The 23893-nt window shown below is 66.4% G+C and carries 18 protein-coding genes and 1 tRNA gene; 11 read left to right on the top strand and 8 right to left on the bottom strand.

Annotation, left to right across the window (positions count from 1 at the left end; translation table 11 throughout):
- The first annotated feature begins 4 nt into the window (after positions 1–4).
- The 4 genes from AC3WLD_RS15830 (at position 5) to AC3WLD_RS15815 (ending at position 7068) form a co-directional block, all read left to right on the top strand.
- Positions 5–1234: a TIGR03087 family PEP-CTERM/XrtA system glycosyltransferase gene (locus tag AC3WLD_RS15830; RefSeq protein WP_492557938.1), complete on the top strand. Its 1230-nt coding sequence runs from the start codon at positions 5–7 to the stop codon at positions 1232–1234.
- A complete protein-coding gene (xrtA, locus tag AC3WLD_RS15825; RefSeq protein WP_492557937.1) occupies positions 1224–2783 on the top strand; it encodes an exosortase A in 1560 nt (519 codons plus the stop codon). The genes AC3WLD_RS15830 and xrtA overlap by 11 nt, the downstream gene beginning before the upstream one ends.
- A 9-nt stretch (positions 2784–2792) precedes the next feature.
- Positions 2793–4685: an XrtA/PEP-CTERM system amidotransferase gene (locus AC3WLD_RS15820; RefSeq protein ID WP_492557936.1), complete on the top strand. Its 1893-nt coding sequence runs from the start codon at positions 2793–2795 to the stop codon at positions 4683–4685.
- Between the two features lie 97 nt (positions 4686–4782).
- Positions 4783–7068 carry an EAL domain-containing protein gene (locus AC3WLD_RS15815; RefSeq protein WP_492557935.1) on the top strand — a complete coding sequence of 762 codons (2286 nt, stop codon included), beginning with the start codon at positions 4783–4785 and terminating at the stop codon, positions 7066–7068.
- A 356-nt stretch (positions 7069–7424) separates the two neighbouring features.
- On the opposite strand, the gene zapE is transcribed toward AC3WLD_RS15815, so the two are convergent.
- Genes zapE through AC3WLD_RS15800 form a run of 3 tightly spaced genes read right to left on the bottom strand, consistent with a single transcriptional unit; the run spans position 7425 to position 9822 of the window.
- Positions 7425–8555, bottom strand: a complete 1131-nt coding sequence (zapE, locus tag AC3WLD_RS15810; RefSeq protein WP_492557934.1) for a cell division protein ZapE — start codon at positions 8553–8555, stop codon at positions 7425–7427.
- Complete coding sequence (locus tag AC3WLD_RS15805) at positions 8552–9019, bottom strand: PaaI family thioesterase (RefSeq protein WP_492557933.1); 468 nt, start codon at positions 9017–9019, stop codon at positions 8552–8554. The genes zapE and AC3WLD_RS15805 overlap by 4 nt, the downstream gene beginning before the upstream one ends.
- Positions 9020–9039: 20 nt before the next feature.
- Positions 9040–9822 carry a succinate dehydrogenase iron-sulfur subunit gene (locus AC3WLD_RS15800; protein ID WP_492557932.1) on the bottom strand — a complete coding sequence of 261 codons (783 nt, stop codon included), beginning with the start codon at positions 9820–9822 and terminating at the stop codon, positions 9040–9042.
- Between the two features lie 378 nt (positions 9823–10200).
- On the opposite strand from AC3WLD_RS15800, the gene AC3WLD_RS15795 reads away from it, so the two are divergent.
- Entirely contained in the window at positions 10201–11001 is an 801-nt protein-coding gene (locus tag AC3WLD_RS15795) for an NUDIX hydrolase (RefSeq protein WP_492557931.1), read from the top strand.
- An 11-nt stretch (positions 11002–11012) separates the two neighbouring features.
- Here the strand turns inward: AC3WLD_RS15795 and AC3WLD_RS15790 are convergent.
- Positions 11013–11089, bottom strand: a tRNA-Arg gene (locus tag AC3WLD_RS15790).
- A 61-nt stretch (positions 11090–11150) separates the two neighbouring features.
- On the opposite strand from AC3WLD_RS15790, the gene AC3WLD_RS15785 reads away from it, so the two are divergent.
- Positions 11151–11876 (top strand): queuosine precursor transporter, encoded by a 726-nt coding sequence (locus AC3WLD_RS15785; protein ID WP_492557930.1) that lies wholly within the window; start codon positions 11151–11153, stop codon positions 11874–11876.
- Positions 11877–12090: 214 nt separating this feature from the next.
- Here AC3WLD_RS15785 and AC3WLD_RS15780 read toward each other — a convergent pair whose 3' ends face one another.
- The 4 genes from AC3WLD_RS15780 to AC3WLD_RS15765 all read right to left on the bottom strand — a co-directional run bounded on the left by AC3WLD_RS15780 (position 12091) and on the right by AC3WLD_RS15765 (position 16222).
- Complete coding sequence (locus tag AC3WLD_RS15780) at positions 12091–12330, bottom strand: PspC domain-containing protein (protein WP_492557929.1); 240 nt, start codon at positions 12328–12330, stop codon at positions 12091–12093.
- Positions 12327–12467 (bottom strand): hypothetical protein, encoded by a 141-nt coding sequence (locus AC3WLD_RS15775; protein ID WP_492557928.1) that lies wholly within the window; start codon positions 12465–12467, stop codon positions 12327–12329. Before AC3WLD_RS15775 ends, AC3WLD_RS15780 begins: the two co-directional genes overlap by 4 nt.
- 221 nt (positions 12468–12688) lie before the next feature.
- The gene (locus tag AC3WLD_RS15770; RefSeq protein WP_492557927.1) at positions 12689–14764 is read right to left on the bottom strand and encodes a catalase; all 2076 of its coding nucleotides are present in this window, start codon (positions 14762–14764) and stop codon (positions 12689–12691) included.
- A 117-nt stretch (positions 14765–14881) separates the two neighbouring features.
- Positions 14882–16222: a DUF4118 domain-containing protein gene (locus tag AC3WLD_RS15765; protein ID WP_492557926.1), complete on the bottom strand. Its 1341-nt coding sequence runs from the start codon at positions 16220–16222 to the stop codon at positions 14882–14884.
- A gap of 103 nt (positions 16223–16325) precedes the next feature.
- Between AC3WLD_RS15765 and AC3WLD_RS15760 the strand changes: the two genes are divergently transcribed.
- The 5 genes from AC3WLD_RS15760 to infB all read left to right on the top strand — a co-directional run bounded on the left by AC3WLD_RS15760 (position 16326) and on the right by infB (position 23883).
- The gene (locus tag AC3WLD_RS15760) at positions 16326–18257 is read left to right on the top strand and encodes a potassium transporter Kup (RefSeq protein WP_492557925.1); all 1932 of its coding nucleotides are present in this window, start codon (positions 16326–16328) and stop codon (positions 18255–18257) included.
- Between the two features lie 145 nt (positions 18258–18402).
- Positions 18403–18963 (top strand): ribosome maturation protein RimP, encoded by a 561-nt coding sequence (gene rimP, locus AC3WLD_RS15755; RefSeq protein ID WP_492557924.1) that lies wholly within the window; start codon positions 18403–18405, stop codon positions 18961–18963.
- Positions 18964–18966: 3 nt separating this feature from the next.
- Entirely contained in the window at positions 18967–20598 is a 1632-nt protein-coding gene (gene nusA / locus AC3WLD_RS15750; RefSeq protein WP_492557923.1) for a transcription termination factor NusA, read from the top strand.
- Positions 20579–21301: a DUF448 domain-containing protein gene (locus AC3WLD_RS15745; RefSeq protein WP_492557922.1), complete on the top strand. Its 723-nt coding sequence runs from the start codon at positions 20579–20581 to the stop codon at positions 21299–21301. Before nusA ends, AC3WLD_RS15745 begins: the two co-directional genes overlap by 20 nt.
- A gap of 32 nt (positions 21302–21333) precedes the next feature.
- Complete coding sequence (gene infB / locus AC3WLD_RS15740; protein ID WP_492557921.1) at positions 21334–23883, top strand: translation initiation factor IF-2; 2550 nt, start codon at positions 21334–21336, stop codon at positions 23881–23883.
- Positions 23884–23893: the final 10 nt, after the last annotated feature.

The following is a 23893-nucleotide window of genomic DNA, read 5'->3' as shown; positions in this document are numbered from 1 at the left end:
CGGCATGAGTGAAATCCTGTTCCTGGCCCATCGCATCCCGTTTCCGCCCGACCGCGGCGACAAGATCCGCTCGCACAACCTGCTGAAGGCGCTGGCCCGGCTCGCGCCCGTCCATGTCGCCTGCTTCATGGATGACGACGCGGATGCCGCCGAGGAAGCGAACCTTGCCGCGCTGGCGGCGAGCCACTGCCTGGTCCGCCGCACCAAGCCGGTTCCGCTGGCCGCGCTCGAGGCGCTGGCATCGGGGCGTCCGGTGAGCCTGCCGGCCTTCGCATCCTCGCGGATCGACCGTTATGTGGCCGACACGTTACGTAACCGGCCGATCTCGACGCTGTTCGTGTTCTCGGTCCAGATGGCGCAGTACATTCCGGACGACTTCGCGGGGCGGGTGGTCATGGATTTCGTCGACGTAGATTCGGCGAAGTTCGATGCCTATGCGGCCCGGGCGTCGCAGCCCCTGCGGTCGATCTACGCCCGCGAGGGCCGGCTGCTCTCGCGGTTCGAGGAACGGGTCGCCCGCCGCGCCGATGCCACCCTGCTGGTGACCCCGCAGGAAGCCGAGCTGTTCCGCTCGCGCCTCGCCGAACGCCGCAACCCGCCCCGGATCGAAGCGGTCGCCAATGGCATCGACAGTGCCTTCTTCGATCCCGCCGGGGTCGCCCCGACGGCCCGGATGGTCGAAGGTGGTCCGCAAGTCGTGTTCACCGGGCAGATGGACTATCCGCCCAACGTCGCGGCGGTCGAGATGTTCTCGCGCGAAGTCATGCCGGCAATCCTCTCGGCTCATCCCCATGCGCGGTTCCATATCGTCGGGCGCGAGCCCTCCGCCGCGGTGCGGGCGCTCGACGGCCTGAACGGGACGGCGGTGCAGGGCCGGGTGCCGGATGTTCGCCCGTGGCTCGCCGGCGCGGATCTGGTCGTTGCGCCGCTGACGATTGCCCGGGGCGTGCAGAACAAGGTGCTGGAGGCAATGGCGATGGCTCGCCCCGTCCTCGCCACGACCGCTGCCGCGACCGGTATCCCCGCAATGCACGGCACGGATCTGGCCGTTACCGACGGTGCCGATGCGCTGGCCAAGGAAGCGATCCGCCTGCTGCGCGATGCTTCCGCGCGGCAGGCCATGGGACTGTCAGCGCGGCGCTTCGTAGTCGAAAATTGCAGCTGGAACAGCGTTCTGGCCGGGTTGCCGTATCTGGTCGGTCTCGATCGGCGGGAGCAGCGCGATGCCGCCTGAGGCCGTGCTCACCCGGAGCGCTGCCCGCTGGGCCGAACAGGTCCCCGAAACGTGGCGCGCCCCGCTGGCACGGCTGGGCCTCGCGTGGACCGCGATCCTCGTCCTGTTCATCGGCGACTGGGCCGACATGGCCGCGCAGTGGTGGGACAGCTCGACCTACAATCACATCCTGCTGATACCCTTCATCCTCGGGTGGTTGGTCTCGCTCCGCTGGCAGCAGGTGCAGAAGCTGACGCCGACCGCGTGGTGGCCAGGGCTGGTCCCGTTTGCCGGGGCCGCCTTCCTCTGGCTGTTGGGCTCGCTCGCCGGGGTGGGGCAGGCAAGTCAGCTGGCAGTCGTGGTGATGGCGCAGGCGGCGGCGGTTACCCTGTTCGGTCCGCGAGTCACCGCCGCACTCGCCTTTCCGCTGGCCTACATGCTGTTCCTCGTTCCGTTCGGCGACGAGCTGATCCCGACTCTGCAGACCGTGACCGCCAAACTGACGATGGTCCTGCTGTTCTGGACGCACTTGCCGGCGACGATTGAGGGCGTGTTCATCACCACGCCGACCGGCTACTTCGAGGTGGCCGAGGCTTGCTCGGGCGTGAAGTTCCTGATCGCGATGATCGCCTACGGTGCGCTGGTTGCGAACGTCTGCTTCCGGTCGTGGCCGCGCCGGGCGGCGTTCATGGCGGTATCCGTGGCCATGCCGATCCTTGCCAACGGGGTGCGAGCATGGGGGACGATCTTCATCGCGCACTACCGCGGCATCGAGTTCGCCGCGAGCTTCGACCACGTGTTCTACGGCTGGGTGTTTTTCGCCGTGGTCATGGCGCTGGTCATGGCGCTGGGCTGGAAGTTCTTCGACCGGGCGGTGGACGATCCGATGATCGATGCAGGAGCCATCGCCGCTTCTCCGACGCTTGGCCGACTTGAGCGGTTTGGCCTTGGCGGAGGCAGGGCGCTGCTGTCGGTCGCCGGAATCCTCGCGCTCATGCTCGGCTGGGCGACCCTCGCGAGCCATGTCCGCGCCGATCTGCCACGACAGGTGTTCCTGCCCGAGGTGCCCGGCTGGCAGCGCATCGACTACCAGCCGGCGACATGGTGGGAGCCGCGCCACGGCGGGGCTGACCATCGCCTGCTCGGAAGCTATCGTGACGGGCAGGGGCGGGTGGTCGACGTCTCGTACGCGCTCTATTCGAGCCAGGAGGAAGGGCGCGAGGCGGGCGGTTTCGGCGAGGGTGCTCTGCCGCCGGGCCATGTGTGGAACTGGGTCGCACAGGGCCCTGCGATTGCCAATGGCAAGTCCGACCGGATCCAGGCCGCCGGCCCGCTCGACCGCCTGGCCGTGACGTACTACCGCACCGACGGTCTCGTAACGGGCAGCAACCTTCGCCTGAAACTGGCGAACATCCGCGACCGGTTGCTGCTTTCGGCGTCGCCCACGGCCGTGCTCGTAGTTTCGGCAGAGGACAGCGCGGAACGCCCGGCCGGGGATGCCGTCAACGCCTTCCTCGCGGGGACCGGCCCGGTGAATGCGTGGATGGACCGGTTGGGTCAGGGAAGGTAGCAGGGCACCATGTGCGGCATTGCCGGGATCTTCCACACCGAGGGCCTCAAGCCCGTCGATCCCGCCCGGCTCGAGCGGATGGGCGAGGCGATCGTTCACCGCGGCCCCGATGGCGACGGGGTGTGGACCGCGCCCGGTGTCGGCCTTGGCTTTCGCCGCCTCGCGATCATCGACCTCGCCGGCTCGCCCCAGCCGATGCAGTCGGCGGACGGCGGGGCGGTGCTGGTGTTCAACGGCGAGATCTACAACTTCCGCGAACTGCGCGAGGAACTGAAGTCGCTCGGCGCGACATTCCGCACCGATGGCGACGGCGAGGTCATTCTTGCGGCCTGGCAGCAGTGGGGCGTCGATTGCCTGCCGAAACTGCATGGCATGTTCGCCTTTGCGCTTTACGACCTGCGGCAGAAGACGCTGCTGCTGGCGCGCGATCGGCTCGGCGTGAAACCGCTGCACATGGCACGCCTTTCGGACGGCAGCGTGATCTTCGGCTCGGAACTGAAGCAGCTCCTCGCCCATCCGCTGCTGCGACGGGAGATCGATCCGCTGGCGGTCGAGGACTACCTGACCTGGGGCTTTGTGCCCGATCACCGCTCGATCCTTGCCGGGGTAGAGAAGCTTCCGGCGGGCCACTACCGCCTGCTGCGCCACGACGCACCGCCGCCGCCTCCGGTGCAGTGGTGGGACGTTTCCTTCGAGCAGCGCGAGAAGGGCAGCGCCGCCGATCTCGGCGCGCACCTGCTCCACCGCCTGCGCGAGGCCGTGACCTCCCGGATGTTGGCGGACGTTCCGCTTGGGGCGTTCCTCTCGGGCGGGGTGGACAGTTCGGCGGTCGTCGCCCTGATGGCCGAAGCCAGCCGCGATCCGGTCAAGACCTGCTCCATCGGCTTCGACGTCGCCGCCTATGACGAGACCGGCTATGCCACGCAGGTCGCGCAGCGGTTTGCCACCGACCATCGCCAGCGCCTCGTCTCACCCGACGACTTTGCCTTGGCCGATACCTTGGCCGGGGTCTTCGACGAGCCCTTTGCCGACGCCTCTGCCTTGCCGACATACCGCGTCTGCCAGCTCGCCCGCGAGACGGTCACCGTTGCCCTCTCCGGCGACGGCGCGGACGAGGCGTTCGCCGGGTATCGCCGCCAGGCGTTCCACTTGCGCGAGGAGCAACTCCGCCGGCTCCTCCCCGGTTCGCTGCGGGCCCCGATATTCGGCGGGCTTGGCCGCGCCTACCCCAAGGCGGATTGGGCGCCGCGTCCGCTGCGGGCCAGGACGACGCTGCTGAGCCTCGCCCAGAGCGGGGAGGAGGGTTATGCCCGCGGCCTCTCCGTGACGGAGCCCGGACTGCGCGACGCGCTCTACACCGAAGACTTCCTGAAGCTGCGCGGCGATTACCGGGCCGAGCAGCCCTTCGTCGACCTGATGCGGGCCGCGCCAGCACGGACCGGGCTGGATCGCGCGCAGTATGCCGACCTCAAGTTCTACCTGCCCGGCGACATCCTCACCAAGGTCGACCGCGCGAGCATGGCTGTGAGTCTTGAAGCACGCGAACCGCTGCTCGACCACCGCCTGATCGAGTTTGCGGCGCGTCTACCCGAAGGAATGCGGGTTCGCGGGATGACCGGCAAATGGCTGCTAAAGCGCGCGATGGAGCGCTACTTGCCGCGTGACGTCCTTTACCGGCCGAAGATGGGCTTCGTCACCCCGATTGCCGCATGGTTCAGGGGCCCGCTCGCCGGGGAGGCGCGTGCGTTGTCGTCGAGCGCGGCGCTGGCGCGGACCGGTTGGCTGCGCGGCGACAGGGTAGCTGAGCTGGCCACCGCGCATATCGCAGGCCGCAGCGACCATAGCCGCTTGTTGTGGCAGTTGCTGATGCTCGACAAGTCGCTTTCGCGCCTCGGCGTCTGAGCGCGGCCAGGCGGGGCGTTACCACGCCGAAGTATGGTAACCGGCCTTTAACCGTCAAAATGGTAGCAGTTCCTGTCAACAAACAGCTTGCGGGACAATGCGCGCCTTCTGGAAGTCTCCTCTTTTCATCGCGATCGCGCTCGGGCTGGTGACCATCATCAGCCGCGACGCCCGCGATCTGGAGCATTTCGTCCAGAATACGTGGTTTCGTTATCATAGCGAAAAGGTCCCGACGGGCGCTGCCATTGTCTCTCTCGATGGCGAAACACGGCCCGAATCGAGCTCACCCGTTACCGCCACTGCCGAACAGGCAAAGCTTGTAACCAAGCTCCTGGCGGCGGGCGTTGATCATATCTATCTTGATTTTCCAGCGACCGCTGGAGCGGATCCGATTGGCGATGAACTCCTTCGCCAACAGGTCTGGGCGGCGCGGGATCGGGTAACTCTGGTCAATCGAGGCGTCGTCACTGCGCGTCCGGCCGCAGCCATGAGGCTGACCCAGCCGCGCTTCCAGCCCGCGCCGGGTACTGATGTGGCGTTTTCCTCGTGGTCGCTGAATTTCCTTTTCACCCCACTGTCTTCCGATGCGACCGCTAATCTTGGTGGACGACGGCTTCGGGCCGTCGCAGCCGCGATGAATCCGGAAGTTGAGGCGCCCACTGAGCTCTATCCGGATTTCACGATTGCGCGCGACAGCGTGCCGACCGTCGATGCTCGCGGTCTCCTTACGGACGATAGCGACCTGTCGGGGATGGCCGGCAAGAAAGTCTTCGTGACCCAGACGGGTGTCAATCTCGATACCGCGGTCAACTATTTCGGCGTCGGCAAGGTGCCGATGGCTTTTGTCGATATTGCGACAGCGACCGGCATGGGGAGGGGCGGCAGCGACTTCCTGTGGTGGCAGCCATTCCTGCTAGTGCTCGTTGCTGGCGTGCTGGTGGGGCGCAGGGTTCAGTCGCGCCAGCGCCGCGCGGCCCTTTACACGATGGTTGTGGTGATCATCACGGTCGGGCCGCTTTACCTGCGATCACACGGATTTGTGACGAACTTTGGCGGCGCACAGGTGGCGCTCGTCATCTACGGCGCGTTGCGCGGTTGGCAGAAGTGGCGCGAGCGGATGCGCACGACCGCGTCGGGCTCGGGTCTTCCCAACATCGAGGCCCTGTCCCAGGGAGGAATCCCGCCAGGGACAGACGTCGTCGCGGTTTCCGTCAGCAATTACGAGCAGATGCTCGCGAGCCTGCCTCGCGAGCTACATGGCGAATGTGCGCGGCAAATTGCGCGCCGGCTCTCGGTCGCGGCGTCGGGCTCGCGCGTCTATGACAATGACAACGGCCACTTTGTCTGGCTCGTCCAGCCATATGCGCTCGATGCGCTGATCGCCCAGTTCGAAGGTCTGAAGGCGCTGTTCTCGGCTCCGCTGGTCATCGGCGGGCACGTCCTCGATACCAATGTCCACTTCGGGCTCGACCGCAATTCCGCGAACCAGGCAATCAACCGGATCCGTTCAGCGATCGTCAGCTCGTCGGAAGCGCAGTCGAAGGGCAAGCTTTATGAGGAGTTCGGCCAGCAGCGTCTCGCCGAAGCGCCTTGGGAGCTATCGCTCAATGCGCGCATCGACGAGGCGCTGCGCAACGGGGATATCTGGCTGGCGTTCCAGCCGCAGCTGGACCTGCGCCGCGACCGCATTTCCGGCGCCGAAACCCTGATCCGCTGGACCGATCCGGAGCGCGGCGTGATCCCGCCCGATTCCTTCATCATCCAGGCCGAGCGCGCCGGGCGGATCGATGCGATTACATATTGGGTGCTGGAGCGGGCGATCGAGGCTTCGGGCGATCTGGGCAGCCTCGTCGGCAAGGATTTCCACCTCGGCGTCAACCTTTCGGCGTGGATGGTAGACCAGCCCGGACTTGTCTCACACGTCAGCGAGATCGCAGCGCGTACCGGGTTCGACTGTCGCAAGCTGACGTTCGAGGTCACCGAGACCTTCAGCATGACCAATCGCGAGCTGGCCAAGCGGAATCTTGAAGACCTGCGCGCGATGGGCTTCCGCCTGTCGATCGATGATTTCGGGACCGGGTGGGCCAGCCTGTCCTATCTTTCGGAGATCCAGACCGACGAGATCAAGCTCGACAAGCGCTTCGTCCAGGCGGTCTGCCACAACCATCGGGACCGCGCGATCGTGCGCAGCACCATCCAGCTGGCCCAGTCGCTGGGGCAGGTGATCGTGGCAGAAGGGGTCGAGGACCTGCCGACCTTGAGGGCACTGCGCGAACTCGATTGCGACGTCGCGCAGGGCTACCTGATTGGTCGGCCTGTCCGGTACGACGAGTTCGTCCGAACCCTGGATATGCTTCCAGATCGGAGGCAATCCGCGATTTAGGGCTTGTTAACCATAGAGTTTTACCATATTTCTTGGGCTCCCTCACAACGGGAGAACAGGAATGCTTATCGCTGGTATCATTGAGTGGTTCTTCCAGACCTTCGGGATGTGAGAACCGGATGCCGGTTTCCGGTGTCACAGTTCATCGGGATCTAAGCCCGTGAAAAAGTTCAAAAATCAGGGGTAAGTCGTTTGCGCGGCTTGCCCCTGATTTGCTTTCGGCGGCGCAATTCGGGACGCCGAAGAGTGCTCCCGGATTGGCTATGGAAAGCGGTTAACCACGATTCGGCGGGCACTGTCCGACCTATCCAACGTTAACCTGATTTTTGGGCCGATCCGGGGCTATGCCGCCGCGATCACGCTTCGCCGTGGCCGAGCGCGAGATAATCCTGGCTCTGCATTTCCATGAGTCGGCTGACGGTCCGGTCGAACTGGAATCGGCCTTCGTCGTCCCCCTTGCCTGACCCGTAAAGCGCGATCGGTTCGGCATCGGCGGAGGCGATCAGCTTGACCTTGTGTTCATACAAGGCGTCGATCAGCGTTATGAAGCGCGCCGTCTCGTTGCGCTGCTCCGCGCCCAGTTGCGGGATCCCGACGATGATCACGGTATGGTAGTGCCGGGCAATGGCCAGATAATCCGCCGCGCCGCGCGCCTCCGCGCACAATCGCTTGAAGCTGAAGACCGCAACGCCCTTGAGGCTTTTGGGTACGTGAATCGTGCGGCCGACGCCGACGTCGAGATCCGCAGCGGGCACGTGCTCGCTATCCTCGGGCGGATAGTCGGTCAGGCGGAAAAAGGCCTCGCGAACCGCTGCCGTCGCTTCTGGGCCGTTCGGGACATGCCACGTGCCGACCCCCTGCAGGCGTTCGAGCCGGTAGTCCGTTGGCCCGTTGAGACCCACCACATCGAGCCGCTCGCCGATCAGCGCGATGAAGGGCAGGAAATGCTCGCGGTTCAGCCCGTCCTTGTAGAGATCCTGCGGCGGCCGGTTCGAGGTGGTAACGATGGTCACGCCGCCTTCCACGATCAGCGCCGTGAACAGCCGGCTCATGATCATGGCGTCGGCGCTGTTGTTCACCACCATCTCGTCGAAGGCCAGTACGCGGACCTCGCGGGCGATTTCGGCGGCGACGGGCAGAATCGGGTCGCCGCTTTCCTTCTTGCGCTCTTCGCGCAGGCGCGCGTGCACCTCGAGCATGAATTCGTGGAAATGGGCGCGGCGCTTCTGCGGGATTTCCAGGCAGTCGTGGAACAGGTCCATGAGCATCGACTTGCCGCGACCGACCCCGCCCCACATGTACACGCCGCGCGGGCTTTCCGGTTTCTTTCGCCCGAACAGCTTGCCGAGCAGGCCGCCGGTGTCCTGCGGTGCTTCAAGCTCCTGTTGCAGCCGGTCCAGCCGCGCTGCCGCTGCGGCTTGCTCGGGATCGGGCCTCAGTTCCCCGGCGGCAACCAGTTCGGCATAACGCGCCGAAACCCGCGTCACCGCTTCGACGCCTTGCGGACGGTTGCGGAAAACGAGGCGAGGATCGCGTCATCCTGTTCGACCAGCCCGCGCAGGAACACGAGCCGGCCGGTTTCGCGCAGAACTTCGACCACGGCGTCGACCGGCGTCCCGAACTTGCCGGCGGACAGGAACTGCTGGTTGAGATCGAGCGTCACCGCGCCGTCGCCGTCGCCTTTCAGGACAAGCCGGATCGCGGCGAACAGTGCGAGATCCACCAGCAGCATCATCGCGCCGCCGTGGAGCGTGTTCAGCATGTTGCAGTGCTGGCGCGCCGGTTGCATCCGCAACCGCGCGCGCTGCTTTCCGTCCGGTCCATCCTCGACCCGCACGCTGAGGGGGGCGATGACGTGCGCGAAGCTCTCCGCATCGCGCGCCCGGTACGTATGCCAGCCGGGATTGTCGGGATCGGGCTCGAAATGGAACCGGGCGAGATTATCGGACAAGCGTCATCACCCGGGCAGGATCAGACCAGCCGTTCCGCCGTCATCTTCTTGATTTCGGCGATCGCCCGCGCCGGCGACAGGCCTTTCGGGCAGACGTTGGCGCAGTTCATGATCGTGTGGCAGCGATAGAGCCGGAACGGATCCTCGAGCTCGTCGAGGCGTTCGCCGGTCATCTCGTCGCGGCTGTCGGCCAGCCAGCGATAGGCCTGAAGCAGGATCGCCGGGCCGAGGAACTTGTCGGAATTCCACCAGTAGCTGGGGCACGAGGTGCTGCAGCAAGCACACAGGATGCACTCGTACAGCCCGTCGAGCTTTTCGCGCTGTTCCGGCGACTGGAGCCGCTCCTTGCCCGAAGGCGTGGTCGACACAGTCTGCAGCCACGGGCGGATCGAGGCGTACTGGGCGTAGAAGTGCGTGAAATCGGGCACCAGGTCCTTGATCACGTCCATGTGGGGCAGGGGCGTGATCCGCACGTCGCCCTTGAGATCCTCGATCGCGGTGGTGCAGGCGAGGCCGTTGCGGCCGTTGATGTTCATCGAGCACGAACCGCAGATGCCTTCGCGGCACGAGCGGCGGAAGGTCAGGGTCGGGTCCTGTTCGGACTTCATCTTGATGAGCGCGTCGAGCACCATCGGGCCGCACTGGTCGAGGTCGATCTCGAAGGTGTCGTAACGCGGGTTCTGGCCGCTGTCGGGGTCGTAGCGATAGACCTTGAACTTGCGGATCTTGCCGTTGGTGGCCGAGGCGTGGTGCCGCGACTTGCCGGTGATCTTGCTGTTCTTCGGGAGAGTGAAGGTCGCCATCGTTCTGCCCCTATGCGCTACGGTTCGCGCCGTGATCCGCGCTTTTGTCCAAGCTAGCTGAGTCGGGTTCTTAGCGAAAGGGGCGCGAGGCACAAGCGTTGACGCCGCAAAATTTCGACCGCCGGCCAAGGGGCGGGGACGCTACGGCTTTGTCGGAGGGCCCGGGGAGGCGGAGCCGAGGAGACCGGGAAGGCTCCGCCTCATGAAGACTATCGGGATACCGGTACCAAAGCACGGACCGTGCCAGTTTCCCAACGTGCCGCGATTGCGGGCGTTCGGCACGGTGTGCGGAGTCGCCACTTCATCAGCTTGTCAAATATCCCGACAAGTATGGAGGGGTCTTGGCAAGCGCAGCGAACCGGCGCAAAGCTGGCGGCGATGATGAACGTAAGCGACCTGGGCGACAATGCGGACGCCCCGCCGGCCATCCCGGCAGCCACCGTAGTTATCTATCGCCGCGACCCGGGCGGGGAGGAGCGCGCGGCGCAGGTGCTCATGGTCATCCGCTCGAAGACGATGAGCTTTGCCGGCGGTGCGGCGGTGTTTCCGGGCGGGCGGATCGATCCGGCGGACTATGACCTGGCCCGCGAGATCGCCCCGCACCTGCCAGAGATAGACGCGGCTTCGCGGATCGCGGCGATCCGCGAAACGCTGGAGGAAACCGGCCTCGCGCTTGGCATCGCAGAGGCGGTCAGCGCCGAAGTGGCCTCAGAAGCCCGCGCCTTCCTGCTCGAGCAGGGCGCGCTCGCCCCGGTATTGCAGCGGCACGGCTGGACCCTGATGCTCGACCGGCTGGTGCCGTTCGCGCACTGGCTGCCGCGGCACAAGGGCATGAAGACCTTCGACACGCGCTTCTATATCTACGACATCGGCACCGGCGCCGTGGACATCTCGGTCGACGCTACCGAGAACAACCACCTGTTCTGGGCGAGCCCTGCGGAAGTGCTCGAAAGGGTCGAGGCGGGCGAGATCGAGGTGATCTTCCCCACCCGCCGCAATCTCGAACGGCTCGCCGCTTACCCCACGTTCGAGGAATGCCGGGCCCATGCCGACGCGACTCCGATCGTCACCGTAACCCCGCGGGTCGAGGAGCGCGACGGCGGGCCGTGGCTGGTGATACCCAGCCACGCCGGTTACCCGTGCGACGGCGAACCGATCGAGATGGCCCGCAGGATGTAAGCCGGAAAGGCTGGCGCGCCCGGCAGGACTCGAACCTGCTGCCTCAAGATTAGAAGTCTCGCGCTCTATCCAGATGAGCTACGGGCGCGCGCCGGGGCTGCTCATACCGGGCTTTGCGGGAAGCGCAAACCGGGTTAGCAGGTGCGGCCATGAGCGATCTGCACATCCATCGCATCGACGGGACCACCGGCGCGCGCCGTCACTTCCGCTATTTCGACTATGTAATGGCCTCGTTCGTCGCCATCCTCTTGCTGTCGAACCTGATCGGCGCGGCCAAGCTCGCGCAGGTTGGTGGCTATACATTTGGCGCGGGCATCCTGTTCTTTCCCGTCTCCTATGTCATCGGCGACGTGCTGACCGAGGTCTATGGCTATGCCAACGCCCGCCGCTGCGTGTGGATGGGGTTCTTCGCGCTGATCTTTATGGCGTTCATGAGCACGATCGTCGTCGCCATGCCGCCGGCGCCGGGCTGGGACGGGCAGGCCGCCTACGAAAGCGTGTTCGGCTCGACCTGGCGGATCGTCCTCGCCTCGATCACCGCGTTCTGGGCGGGCGAGTTCGTCAACTCGTTCGTCCTCGCCAAGATGAAGATCCTCACGCAAGGCAAGGCGCTGTGGACCCGGACGATCGGCTCGACGGTGTTCGGCCAGGCGGTCGACAGCCTGCTGTTCTACCCGATTGCCTTCCTCGGCATCTGGACGACCGAGCAGGTGCTGACCGTGATGGTCACCAACTGGCTGATGAAGGTGGTGTGGGAAGCGGTGCTGACGCCGGTGACCTATGCCGTGGTCGGCTGGCTCAAGGCCCGCGAGGGGACCGAGGTGTTCGACACCGGGACCGATTTCTCGCCGTTCGCCAAGGCCCCGTCGCAGTAGAGGCGGTTCAGGTTCGGCCTGCCATTCCTGGCGAAGTTGACACGGTTGACAGTGTCCTGAGCGAAAACTCGCGAGGCCCCGCAAGAGGGCCGCGCCGGTCCCGCATGGTCTGCGGGAGCCCGGCGAATCCGGGGTATTCAGGCTGCGAAAGAGCGGCGCCGTCCATGGCAGGAAACCCGCCTGTAGGACAGCGCCGCCTTGGTTACCCGAACCCTCAGTCCGCGATCAGGCCGATCGCGATGTAGACGAGGATCAGCGAGCCGAAGCCGAGCAGGGTGCCCAGCACCCAGGCGACGCGGACGAGGGTAACGTCGACCCCGGTGTAGTCGGCGATGCCGGCCGAAACGCCCATCACCTTGCCGCGCGCCTTGTTCAGGCGGAAACCGCCGCGGCTGTTGCTGACGGGACGCGCACCAAAGTCGCTGGCTCCCTCTTCGAAACGCAGGTCGCTCATGCCGAAATCTCCTGGGCAAAGTCCGCGCCCTGCTGCGGCGCGGGGGTGGAAACGGTGGTCCCGATCAGCGCGAGGCTGAGCGCGAAGGCGGTGCCGGCGGCCACGATATGGGCGGCGAAGTTGCGGATGGTGGTCATTCTTGTTCCCCTTTAGTGTTCGGTTTCACCGGTGGTCCGGTGGATGAACGAAGCATTGCAGGGGGCGTGCCAAATGCGGGAAATGGCGGTTTTGGGCCGTTTCGGCCCGGGGAACTGGAAATTCCGGAAGTCCGCAATCCGAACGATTGGGAAATTCTCCGGAAAAATAGCAAAAGGACAAGCCCCGGCCGCGCGGCAGGCGGCCGGGGCTTGCTTAACCGTCAGGCGAGCATGCGGACCTTCGGTTCGCGGTTCCAGTGACGCTTGGGCGCGATCCCGGCAAAGTCGGCGAGCGTGACAACGCCCTCGTCCGCCACGACCCCGGCCTTGTCGAGCAGCGCCTGTGCGCCCGGATTGTGGCCGATGGTCTTCACATGGCCGAACGCATCCATCACGAACTGGACTGCCGCGCCGTCCATGGCCAGCTTCTCGGCCGCATCGGGGTGGAGCACCACCGCGATCGCATCGAACAGGACCGAGGGTGACCCGGCCAGCTGGCCGTCGGCCTTCATGGTGCCGCCCTTCAGTTTCAGTCCGCCGACCTTGGGGGCCACGGTGAACACCGAACCGCCAGCCTTCTCCACGGCAGCGGTGACCTTGTCGATCTCCGCCTTGTCGGATGCTTCGTCGAACAGCAGCGCGACCTTGCGGCCCTTCATGGGCGTGTCGCCCTGCTTGACGATCGACAGCGCATCGGACGGGTCGAGGTCGATCGGCGCGCTCGCCGGCACCGATGCCGCGGGCAGGTCCATCGCCAGGCCAGCCGCTACCCGAGCGGCGAGGTCTTCATCGACGTTGCGGAGGTTGGAAAGCATCCGCAGGCGGATCGGCTCGAGCATCACCTTGGAAAGCTCGAACGTGAACGCCGACGCCATGTGCGCCTGCTCGATCGGGGTCTGCGAGCGATAGAACAGCCGCGCCTGGCTGTAATGGTCGGCGAATGTCTCGCTGCGGATCCGCAGCTTCTGGGCTGCATCGTTGCGCTCGGCGTTCTTGGCGACGGTGCGGAAGCCGGCATCGCTTTCGCGCGGGCCGCCGTCCTCGCCGTTATCGGCCAGGCTGTTCGGCTCGTAGTTGGCCCGGCCCTTGGGGACCATCGTCTGCATCATCCCGTCGCGTTCGAAATTGGCGAACGGGCAGCGCGGTGCATTGATCGGGATCTGGTGGAAGTTCGTGGTGCCGAGCCGCGACTTCTGGGTGTCGAGATAGGAGAACAGCCGACCCTGCAGCAGCGGGTCGTTCGAGAAGTCGATGCCCGGCGGGACGTTGCTGGGCAGGAATGCGGCCTGCTCGGTTTCCGCGAAGAAGTTGTCGACGTTCCTGTTCAGCGTCATCCGGCCGATGATCCGGACCGGGAGCAGTTCTTCGGGAATGAGCTTGGTGGCGTCGAGCACGTCGTATGGCAGGCTCGCGGCGAACGCTTCGTCGAACACCTGGATGCCGAGGTCCCATGCCGGAAAGTCGCCGCTGTCGATCGCTTCGAACAGGTCGCGGCGATGGTAGTCGGGGTCAGCGCCCGCGATCTTCACCGCTTCGTCCCAGCAGGTTGACTGAAGGCCGAGCACCGGCTTCCAGTGGAACTTGACGAAGGTATCGTCGCCATCGGCATTGACCAGGCGGAACGTGTGGACCCCGAACCCTTCGATGGTGCGGAGCGAGCGGGGGATCGTGCGGTCGCTCATCGCCCACATCAGCATGTGGGTCGATTCCGGCATCAGGCTGACGAAGTCCCAGAACGTGTCGTGCGCGCTGGCGGCTTGCGGATAGCCGCGGTCGGCTTCCATCTTCACCGAATGGACGAGGTCGGGAAACTTGATCGCGTCCTGGATGAAGAACACCGGGATGTTGTTGCCGACAAGGTCCCAGTTGCCTTCGGGCGTGTAGAACTTGACGGCGAACCCGCGCACGTCGCGCGGCGTGTCGACCGAGCCGGACCCGCCGGCCACCGTCGAAAAGCGGGCGAACACTTCGGTCGTCGTGCCCTTCGCGAACACCGCGGCGCGGGTGAGGTCGCTGATGTCCTCCTTCGCCTCGAAGATGCCGTGCGCGCCCGAACCGCGGGCGTGGACGATGCGTTCGGGAATACGCTCGTGATCGAAGTGGAAGATCTTTTCGCGCAGGACGAAGTCCTCGAGCAGCGTCGGCCCGCGAGAGCCCGCCTTGAGGCTGTTCTGGTTGTCGCTGATCGGCACGCCGAAATTGGTGGTGAGGCCGCCGCCCTGCTGGTGGGTTTCACCGCCGGATGTCGAGCGGGCGCTGGCGGGGGATTTGGCGGGCGACTTCGGAGACTTGGCCATGAACGGACTTTCGTGGAGGACGATGACCGAGCAACGAAGCGGCCCACCCAAAGGTCCAAGTCTCGAAATTAAAAGTTGGTTTTCCTTCGTTTTTCCCGCGCCCGTTCGCGGGCCGCATTACCCCATGGTCAGCCGATATCCCACTCCCGGCTCGTTGACGATCAGCGCCGGATTTGCCGGTTCGCGCTCCAGCTTCTGCCGCAGGGCGCGGATCGCCACGCGCAGGTAGTCGACGTGGGCCTGCTGCGCCGGGCCCCAGACCGCGCGGAGTATCTGGGCGTGAGTAAGCGTCTTGCCGGCATGCTTGGCCAGCTCGGCGAGGACAGCGAATTCCTTCGGAGTGAAGTGCAGTGCCTCGGCCCCGCGTCGGACGGACCGGCGATAGAGGTCGATGGCGATGTCGCCGAACACCAGCGGTTCGTGCTCGGCGCCGGGGGTGAGGTCGACGAGATTGTCGATATAGCGGTCGACCTGGGTTACCTCGCCGTCGAGCGCGGCAGCCAGCGTGCGGGGGTCGCCGTCGCCGCGGCGCAGGGCGCGCACTGCGGACTGGATCTCCCTGAGACGCGGCTTCACGTCGTCACCGATGGAGGCCAGCCAGGCGGAGCGGAGCTTGTCGCGGGCCCGCAGCGCGGCGCTGTCGCGGGCCTCGCGGTCGAGCCGGGCGCGTTCCAGGGCGAGCGCCAGCTGGTCGAGCAGGCTTTCAAGCAGGAGGGCGCGGTCCTCGTCCACCGGGGGGGTGCCGTCGGAGCGGGCGAGGCCGGCGGCGGCGATGGCGACCTTGCCCGACAGCACCGGGTGGAACTGCCAGTCGGCCTCGGCGGCGCGCTTCTCGCCCCGGCCCGAGGGTTCGCCGGATTCGAGGGTGTAGGCCCCGGCGGCAAGATCGCTCGGCGAGAGCATGACGGAGCCAGGCACCGCGGCCGCCGTCGCGCCGTCCGGCCCGAGGATCACTGCATGGCAATCGAACAGCGCGGCGAGCTGGCCGGCGGATAGCTCGGTGACCTCGGCCTCGCTCGCGGCAGAGAGCAGGCGGCGCGAGAACCCGGCAATGGCCGCGTTGCGCGCGGCGTGCTGCTGCGCCAGCCGGGCCTGGGTACGCACCGACGCGGCGAGCTGGCTCGAAACCACGGCGACGAGGAACAGGACGATGACCGTGACGATGTCTGCCGGGCGGTCGATGGCGAAGGTGTGGACCGGCTCGGTGAAATAGAAATTGTAGGCCAGCGTCGAGGCAGCGGCGGCGAAAAGACCGGGGCGCAGGCCGGCGAAGATTGCGGCAGCGAGCACTGGCGGAAGGTAGAGCATGACCACCGGCGAACTGCCCCACCGCGCCGCGACGGCGAGGCCGATCACGGTCGACAGGGCGACGAGCAGCAGCGCTGCGGCGTAGGACGCGAGGCCCAGCGCGGGAGAGGCGCGATGGTCGGGGGCGGGGAGAAGTCGGTCGAAGCTCATGCCCGGATAAATGCGCTCGCAGTCCGTATGGGTCGAGAGATTATGGCGGCGCAGCGCGAAATCCACATGGAATCTTTATGCGCTTCACCCCCACTATAAAGACATGTCACCGACCTCAGACGAACCCGCCGTTCCCTCGCGAACCACCACTCCTGCGCTTGGCCCCGTCCATGGCCCGGCCGAGCCGCTTCCTGTGCTGATGCTGGGCGCGATCGGGGTGGTCTATGGCGACATCGGGACCTCGCCGCTCTACGCCATGAAGGAAAGCTTCATCGGACCGCACCCGCTGGCGGTCGATCCGCTGCACATCTTCGGGGTGCTCAGCCTGGTGTTCTGGACGCTGATGCTGATCGTCACCGTCAAGTACGTGGCGGTGGCGATGCGCGCCGACAACAAGGGCGAGGGCGGCTCGTTCGCGCTACTCGCGCTGATTTCGCGCCAGCTCGACGATCCACGCAGGCGCGCGGTGCTGATGGTGCTGGGGGTGCTGGCGGCGGCGCTGTTCTATGGCGACGCGATGCTGACCCCGGCCATCTCGGTGCTCTCGGCGGTCGAGGGGCTGACCATCGTCGAATCCGACATGACCCCGCTGATCGTGCCGATCGCATTGCTGGTGCTGGTCGGCCTGTTCCTGATCCAGTCGCGCGGGACGGCCCGGGTGGGGGCGCTGTTCGGGCCGGTGGTGCTGGTCTATTTCGTGGTGCTGGCGGTGCTCGGCATCGTCAACATCGCGCAGCAGCCGCAGATCCTCGGCATCTTCGACCCGCGCTGGGCGATGCGGTTCTTCGCCTATGACCCGCGCCTTGCGTTCCTCGCGCTGGGCTCGGTGTTCCTCGCGGTCACCGGGGCGGAGACGCTTTATGCCGACATGGGCCACTTCGGGCGCAGGGCGATCGGGTTTAGCTGGCTCGGCCTCGTCTTCCCGGCGCTGATGCTCAACTACATGGGGCAGGGCGCGCTGCTGCTCGGCAATCCGGCGGCGGTGGAGAATCCGTTCTACCTGATGGCCCCGGAGTGGGCGCGGCTGCCGCTGATCATTCTCGCGACGCTGGCGACGATCATCGCCAGCCAGGCAGTGATCTCGGGCGCATTCTCGGTCACCCACCAGGCGATCCAGCTCGGCTTCCTGCCGCGCCTCAAGTTCCTCCACACCAGCGACAAGGCGGCGGGGCAGATCTACATGCCGGCGGTCAACTGGGCGCTTGCGGGGATGGTCGTGGTGCTGGTCCTGGGCTTCAGGGAATCGAGCAAGCTCGCCTCGGCCTATGGCATTTCGGTGGTCGGCACGATGCTGATCACCACCGCGATGCTCGGTTTCCTGCTCCTGAAGGTCTGGCGCTGGAACCGCTGGCTGGCGTGGGGCACGATCTCCCTGTTCGCGGTGGTCGATACCGCCTTCTTCCTCTCGAACGTGACCAAGCTTGCCGACGGCGGATGGGTGCCATTGCTGGTCGCGGGGGTGATCTTCACCGTGCTGACCACCTGGGCCGCCGGGCGGCGCCTCCTCCGCGCCAAGCTGGAGGAGGAAGCGATGCCGCTTGAATTGTTCGTGAAGTCGGCGGCGAGTTCGGTCCACCGGGTCAAGGGCACCTCGGTGTTCCTTTCCGCCGCCAAGGACGGCGTGCCGGCGGCGCTGCTCCACAACCTCAAGCACAACCAGGTGCTCCACGCGAACGTGGTCCTGCTGACGGTCGAGGTCGGCGAGACCCCGCGGGTGAGCGAGGACAAGCGACTCGAGATCCACGACGTCGGTCGCGGATTCTTCCGGGTGGTGCTGCATTACGGCTTTACCGAAGAGGTCGACATTCCACGCGACCTCGCCCCCGCGGCGGACCGCGGAATCGCGCTCGACCCGATGCGGACCAGCTATTTCCTCGGCCGGCAGAAGCTGATCGCGGCGCGGGAGGTGGCGGGCATGGCCCTGTGGCGCGAACAGCTGTTCGCGTGGATGCTGAAGGCGTCGGAATCGGCGATGGATTATTACCGGTTGCCGGCGAACCGGGTGGTCGAACTCGGCAGCCAGTTGCGAATCTGAGGCGCGCACCTATCGCTTGCAATCTTCTGCTCTTGCCCCTATCTGGCCGCTCATCCCGACATTGTGAAAGCAACGTCAGGCTGGCGCCGAGAGGGGCCGGCCCGAAACCAGTTTTGCTCTTCCATCGGGACCGGACGGAGATTGCATGGCGGATATCGCGCGGATTACCGAGATTGTGGAGCCCGAGGCCAAGGCCCTCGGCTTCGATCTCGTGCGCGTGATCGTGTTCGGCAGGAGCGAGGTCGGTGACGAGGAAGTCACCCTCCAGATCATGGCCGAGCGGCCCGAAACCGGCCAGCTGGTGATCGAGGATTGCGCCGCGCTGTCGCACCGGATCTCCGATCGCATCGATGAACTGGAAGAAGCCGGCGAGATGCTGATCGAGGAGGCCTACCGCCTCGAGGTCAGCTCGCCGGGCATTGATCGTCCGCTGACCCGCGCCAAGGACTTCACCCAGTGGGCCGGGCACGAGGTGCGGGTCGCGCTGAAGAACCCCGTGGACGGCAACCGCAAGTCGCTCCAGGGCGACCTCGCCGGCATCGAGGACGGCACCGTGACGCTGGAGGACAGGAAGTCCGGCCGCGTCTCGTTCCCGCTGTCCGATATCCATTCCGCCAAGCTGGTCCTTACCGACCGGCTGATCGCCGCCACCCGCCCGCTGGACACCAGCGGGGCGGATGAAATTCTCGAAGAACAGGAAGACTGACCCATGGCCAGTACGGTTTCCGCCAACCGCGCCGAACTGCTCGCGATCGCGAACGCGGTCGCGACCGAGAAGATGATCGACAAGTCGATCGTCATCGAGGCGATGGAAGAGGCGATCCAGAAGTCCGCGCGCAACCGCTACGGTGCGGAGAACGACATCCGCGCCAAGCTCGATCCGCGCACCGGCGACCTGCGCCTGTGGCGCGTGGTCGAAGTGGTCGAGGAGGTCGAGGACTACTTCAAGCAGGTCGACCTGAAGCAGGCCGAAAAGCTCCAGCCCGACGCCAAGGTCGGTGACTTCATCGTCGATCCGCTGCCGCCGGTGGATCTGGGCCGGATCGACGCCCAGTCGGCCAAGCAGGTGATCTTCCAGAAGGTCCGCGATGCCGAGCGCGAGCGCCAGTACGAGGAATTCAAGGACCGCGCCGGCGAAGTCATCACCGGCGTGATCAAGTCGGTCGAGTTCGGCCATGTCATCGTCAACCTTGGCCGCGCCGAGGGCGTGATTCGCCGCGACCAGCAGATCCCGCGCGAAGTGCCGCGCGTGGGCGAGCGCGTCCGCGCCTGGATCAGCAAGGTCGAGCGCCAGAACCGCGGTCCGCAGATCTTCCTCAGCCGCGCGCACCCCGAATTCATGAAGAAGCTGTTCGCGCAGGAAGTGCCGGAAATCTACGACGGCATCATCGAGATCAAGGCCGCCGCCCGCGATCCGGGCAGCCGCGCCAAGATCGGCGTGATCAGCCGCGACAGTTCGATCGACCCGGTCGGCGCCTGCGTCGGCATGAAGGGCAGCCGCGTCCAGGCCGTCGTGCAGGAACTGCAGGGCGAGAAGATCGACATCATCCCCTGGAGCGAGGACACCGCGACCTTCGTCGTCAATGCGCTCCAGCCGGCGACCGTCAGCCGCGTGGTGATCGACGAGGAAGAGAGCCGGATCGAGGTCGTCGTGCCCGATGACCAGCTCAGCCTCGCGATCGGCCGCCGCGGCCAGAACGTCCGCCTCGCCAGCCAGCTGACCGGCTCGGCCATCGACATCATGACCGATGCCGAAGCCTCGGAGAAGCGCCAGCGCGAGTTCGCCGAGCGTTCGAAGATGTTCGAGGAAGAGCTCGACGTCGACGAGACCCTGTCGCAGCTGCTGGTCGCCGAAGGCTTCAGCGAGCTGGAGGAAGTCGCCTACATCGAGATCGCCGAACTCGCCGGGATCGAGGGTTTCGACGAGGAACTCGCCGAAGAACTGCAGAGCCGCGCGGCCGAGGCGCTCGAGCGCCGCGACGAAGCGTTCCGCGAACAGCGCCGCGCGCTGGGTGTCGAGGACGACCTTGCCGAATTGCCGCACCTGACCGAGGCGATGCTGGTCACGCTGGGCAAGGCCGGGATCAAGACGCTCGACGACCTGGCGGATCTCGCCACCGACGAGCTGATCCTCAAGAAGCGTGCCGAACCGCGTCGCCGCAGCGAAGGACCGCCGCAGCGCCGTGAGCGGAGCGAGCGGCTCGAGGACAAGGGCGGCGTGCTGGGCGAGTATGGCCTGTCGGAAGAGCAGGGCAACGAGATCATCATGGCCGCGCGTGCCCACTGGTTCGAGGACGAACCGGCAGCAGAGGAGGCCGCTGATGCGGATTCCTCACAATGAACCGCTAGAGGTCGACACTATCGACGGCCGGCCGGCGAAGCACGCTTCGCCGGAGCGGCGCTGCATCCTCTCGGGCGAGCACGGTTCGCGCGATGAGCTGGTGCGGCTTGCGCTTTCCCCGTCGGGCGAGATCGCGCCGGACCCGCTGGCGCGCGCGCCGGGGCGGGGGGCGTGGATTGCGGTAAACCGCGAAGCCCTTGAAAAGGCGCTCGCCAATGGCAAACTCAAGGGGGCGTTGGCGCGCGCGTTCAAGGGCGCGCCGGTCGCAATCCCCGCGGACCTTGGCGAACGCACCGCGACGGCGCTGACCCGCGCGCTCCTCGACCGCCTTGGCGTCGAACTGGCGGCGGGCAAGATCGTGCTCGGGGGCGAGAAGATCGCCCAGGCCGCGCGCAACGGGCAGGTCGCGGCGCTGTACCACGCGAGCGACGCGCGCGAGGACGGCTCGCGCAAGCTCGACCAGGCCTGGCGCGTCGGCGAGGAGGCCGAAGGTTCGGGCATGCAAGGCGTAATCTTGCCGCTGGACCGGGCGGCGCTGTCTGTGGCATTGGGCCGCGACAACGTCGTCCACCTGGCGCTGAGCGATTCCGCGGCTGCCCAAAGGGTTGCCGCGCCATTGCAGCGCCTCGTGCGCTTCCTCGGTCGCGATGAGCATACGGGAAATGACAGCGGTGCGGGGCGCGACAGCGTCCGCGCCGCGTGAACGACGTTTTTGATGAAGGGCGTATTGGTTAGATGACGGACAGCAACGACAAACCGAAGCTCGGCCGCAGGCCGCTGGGGCTTAAGACTTCGGTTGAAGCCGGCGAGGTCAAGCAGACCTTCAGCCACGGCCGCACCAACAAGGTGGTGGTCGAGGTGAAGCGCCGCAAGCTCGTCGGGCGTCCCGGCGAGGTGGCCGCGCCTGCGCCCGCGCCGACCCCTGCGCCCGCCCCGGTCGCAGCGCCCGTCGCCCCGCCGCCGCCTGCGCCGCGCCCGGCGGTGAGCCAGGAAACGCGCCAGGAAATGCAGGCCCGCCTGCTGCGGGAGGCCGAGGAACAGCGCCTCCAGCTCGCCGAGGAAGCGCGCCGCCGCGAGGAAGAGGCCAAGGCCCGCGCGCTTGAGGAAGAGCGCCGCCGCGCCGAAGACAACCGCAAGGCCGAAACCGAAGCTCCGGCCGCGCCGGCTCCCGAACCGGTCGCTGCGCCGGAACCGGCTGCCGAGGTGCCTGCGCCTGCGGCTGCCGCCGAAGCCGAAGCGGCGCCCGCGTCCGCCCCGGTCGAGGCCAAGGCCGCTGCCCCGGCCGCCCCGGCGCCGCGCCGGTTCACCCCGGTCGCCCCGGTCAAGCGTCCCGAGCCGCCGAAGAAGCCGGCCCACGCCCGCGACAAGACCGCCGGCGACAACCGCCGCCAGTCGGGCAAGCTGACCGTCACCCGCGCCCTCAACGAGGACGAAGGTGCCCGCGCCCGCTCGCTCGCCGCGCTCAAGCGTGCCCGCGAGAAGGAGCGCCGGGCCCACTTCGCCGGGCAGTCGCAGCCGCGCGAGAAGCAGGTCCGCGATGTCGTCGTGCCGGAAGCGATCACCGTCCAGGAACTCGCCAACCGCATGGCCGAAAAGGGCGCCGACCTGGTCAAGGCGCTGTTCAAGATGGGCATGATGGTCACCGTCAACCAGACGATCGACCAGGATACCGCCGAGCTGCTGGTCGAGGAATTCGGCCACAACATCCAGCGCGTCAGCGAAAGCGACGTCGACATCGACACCACTTCCGATGTCGATACCGAGGAATCGCTCAAGGTGCGTCCGCCGGTGGTCACGATCATGGGCCACGTCGACCACGGCAAGACCAGCCTGCTCGACGCCCTGCGCGGCACCGACGTGGTCCGCGGCGAGGCCGGCGGGATCACCCAGCACATCGGCGCGTACCAGATCAAGACCAAGGGCGGCGACCTCGTCACCTTCCTCGACACGCCGGGCCACGAAGCCTTTACCGAGATGCGGATGCGCGGCGCGAACGTGACCGACATCGTCATCCTGGTGGTCGCGGCCGACGACGGGATCATGCCGCAGACGATCGAGGCAATCAATCACACCAAGGCGGCCGGCGTGCCGATGATCGTCGCGATCACCAAGGCCGACAAGCCCGAAGCGAACCCGCAGAAGATCCGCGAGCGCCTGCTCGAGCATGAAGTCATCGTCGAGGAGATGAGCGGCGACGTGCAGGACGTGGAAGTCTCGGCCAAGACCGGCGCTGGGCTCGACACGCTGATCGAGAAGATCCTGCTCCAGGCCGAACTGCTCGAACTCAGGGCCAATCCGGATCGCGGGGCGGAAGCCACGGTGATTGAGGCCAAGCTCGACAAGGGCAAGGGTCCGCTGGCGACCGTGCTGGTCAACCGCGGCACACTGAAGGTCGGCGACATTCTCGTCGTCGGCACCCAGTCTGGCCGTGTCCGTGCGATGCTCGACGACAAGGGCCGCCAGGTGAAGGCCGCGCCGCCGTCGCTACCGGTCGAGGTGCTGGGCATCGGCGGCGTGCCGATGGCTGGCGACACCCTGACCGTGGTCGAAAGCGAGGCCCGCGCCCGCGAGGTTGCCGCCTATCGCCAGGAAAAGGCCACCGCCAAGCGCACCACCGCCGCCCCGGTCAGCCTCGAGAACATGTTCTCGGCGCTCGCCACCAAGCAGGCGGTGATCGAGTACCCGGTGGTCATCAAGGCCGACGTCCAGGGCTCGACGGAGGCGATCATCAACGCGCTCAACCGCCTGTCGAACGACGAGATCAAGGTCCGCGTGCTCCAGTCGGGCGTGGGTGCGATCACCGAAAGCGACGTGACGCTGGCTTCGGCCTCCGGCGCGCCGATCATCGGCTTCAACGTCCGTCCGAACGCCAAGGCGCGCGAGATGGTCGAGCGCCAGAAGGTGCGGATGAAGTACTTCGACGTGATCTACCACCTGACCGAGGACGTCGCCAAGGAAATGGCCGGCATCTGGGGTCCGGAGCGGATCGAACACGTCGTCGGCCGCGCCGAGGTCAAGGAAGTGTTCCCCGCGGGCAAGAAGGACAAGGCCGCCGGCCTCCTCGTGCTCGAAGGCTACATCAAGAAGGGCATCTCCGCGCGCCTCACCCGCAACGACGTCATCGTTTCAAAGACGATCATCGCCTCGCTGCGCCGCTTCAAGGACGACGTTCCGGAAGTGCGCGCGGGCCTCGAATGCGGCGTGGTCCTGCAGGACACCAACGACATCAAGGCCGGTGACATGCTCGAAGTCTTCGAGGTCGAGGAACGCGAACGGACGTTGTGAGCGACGATCC

The organism is Novosphingobium sp. FW305-C-111, from assembly GCF_058783565.1.
The sequence above is the reverse complement of the archived record's forward strand: the minus strand, read 5'-3'. Positions and strand labels throughout refer to the sequence as shown.

Coding starts and splice junctions, on each gene's coding strand:
- rimP (WP_492557924.1), top strand. CDS start 18,403: ATGGCGGATATCGCGCGGATTACCGAGATTGTGGAGCCCGAGGCCAAG.
- AC3WLD_RS15780 (WP_492557929.1), bottom strand. CDS start 12,330: ATGAGCGACCTGCGTTTCGAAGAGGGAGCCAGCGACTTTGGTGCGCGT.
- AC3WLD_RS15820 (WP_492557936.1), top strand. CDS start 2,793: ATGTGCGGCATTGCCGGGATCTTCCACACCGAGGGCCTCAAGCCCGTC.
- xrtA (WP_492557937.1), top strand. CDS start 1,224: ATGCCGCCTGAGGCCGTGCTCACCCGGAGCGCTGCCCGCTGGGCCGAA.
- AC3WLD_RS15745 (WP_492557922.1), top strand. CDS start 20,579: ATGCGGATTCCTCACAATGAACCGCTAGAGGTCGACACTATCGACGGC.
- AC3WLD_RS15770 (WP_492557927.1), bottom strand. CDS start 14,764: ATGGCCAAGTCTCCGAAGTCGCCCGCCAAATCCCCCGCCAGCGCCCGC.
- AC3WLD_RS15795 (WP_492557931.1), top strand. CDS start 10,201: ATGATGAACGTAAGCGACCTGGGCGACAATGCGGACGCCCCGCCGGCC.
- infB (WP_492557921.1), top strand. CDS start 21,334: ATGACGGACAGCAACGACAAACCGAAGCTCGGCCGCAGGCCGCTGGGG.
- AC3WLD_RS15765 (WP_492557926.1), bottom strand. CDS start 16,222: ATGAGCTTCGACCGACTTCTCCCCGCCCCCGACCATCGCGCCTCTCCC.
- AC3WLD_RS15775 (WP_492557928.1), bottom strand. CDS start 12,467: ATGACCACCATCCGCAACTTCGCCGCCCATATCGTGGCCGCCGGCACC.
- AC3WLD_RS15830 (WP_492557938.1), top strand. CDS start 5: ATGAGTGAAATCCTGTTCCTGGCCCATCGCATCCCGTTTCCGCCCGAC.
- AC3WLD_RS15760 (WP_492557925.1), top strand. CDS start 16,326: ATGTCACCGACCTCAGACGAACCCGCCGTTCCCTCGCGAACCACCACT.
- AC3WLD_RS15815 (WP_492557935.1), top strand. CDS start 4,783: ATGCGCGCCTTCTGGAAGTCTCCTCTTTTCATCGCGATCGCGCTCGGG.
- AC3WLD_RS15800 (WP_492557932.1), bottom strand. CDS start 9,822: ATGGCGACCTTCACTCTCCCGAAGAACAGCAAGATCACCGGCAAGTCG.
- nusA (WP_492557923.1), top strand. CDS start 18,967: ATGGCCAGTACGGTTTCCGCCAACCGCGCCGAACTGCTCGCGATCGCG.
- AC3WLD_RS15785 (WP_492557930.1), top strand. CDS start 11,151: ATGAGCGATCTGCACATCCATCGCATCGACGGGACCACCGGCGCGCGC.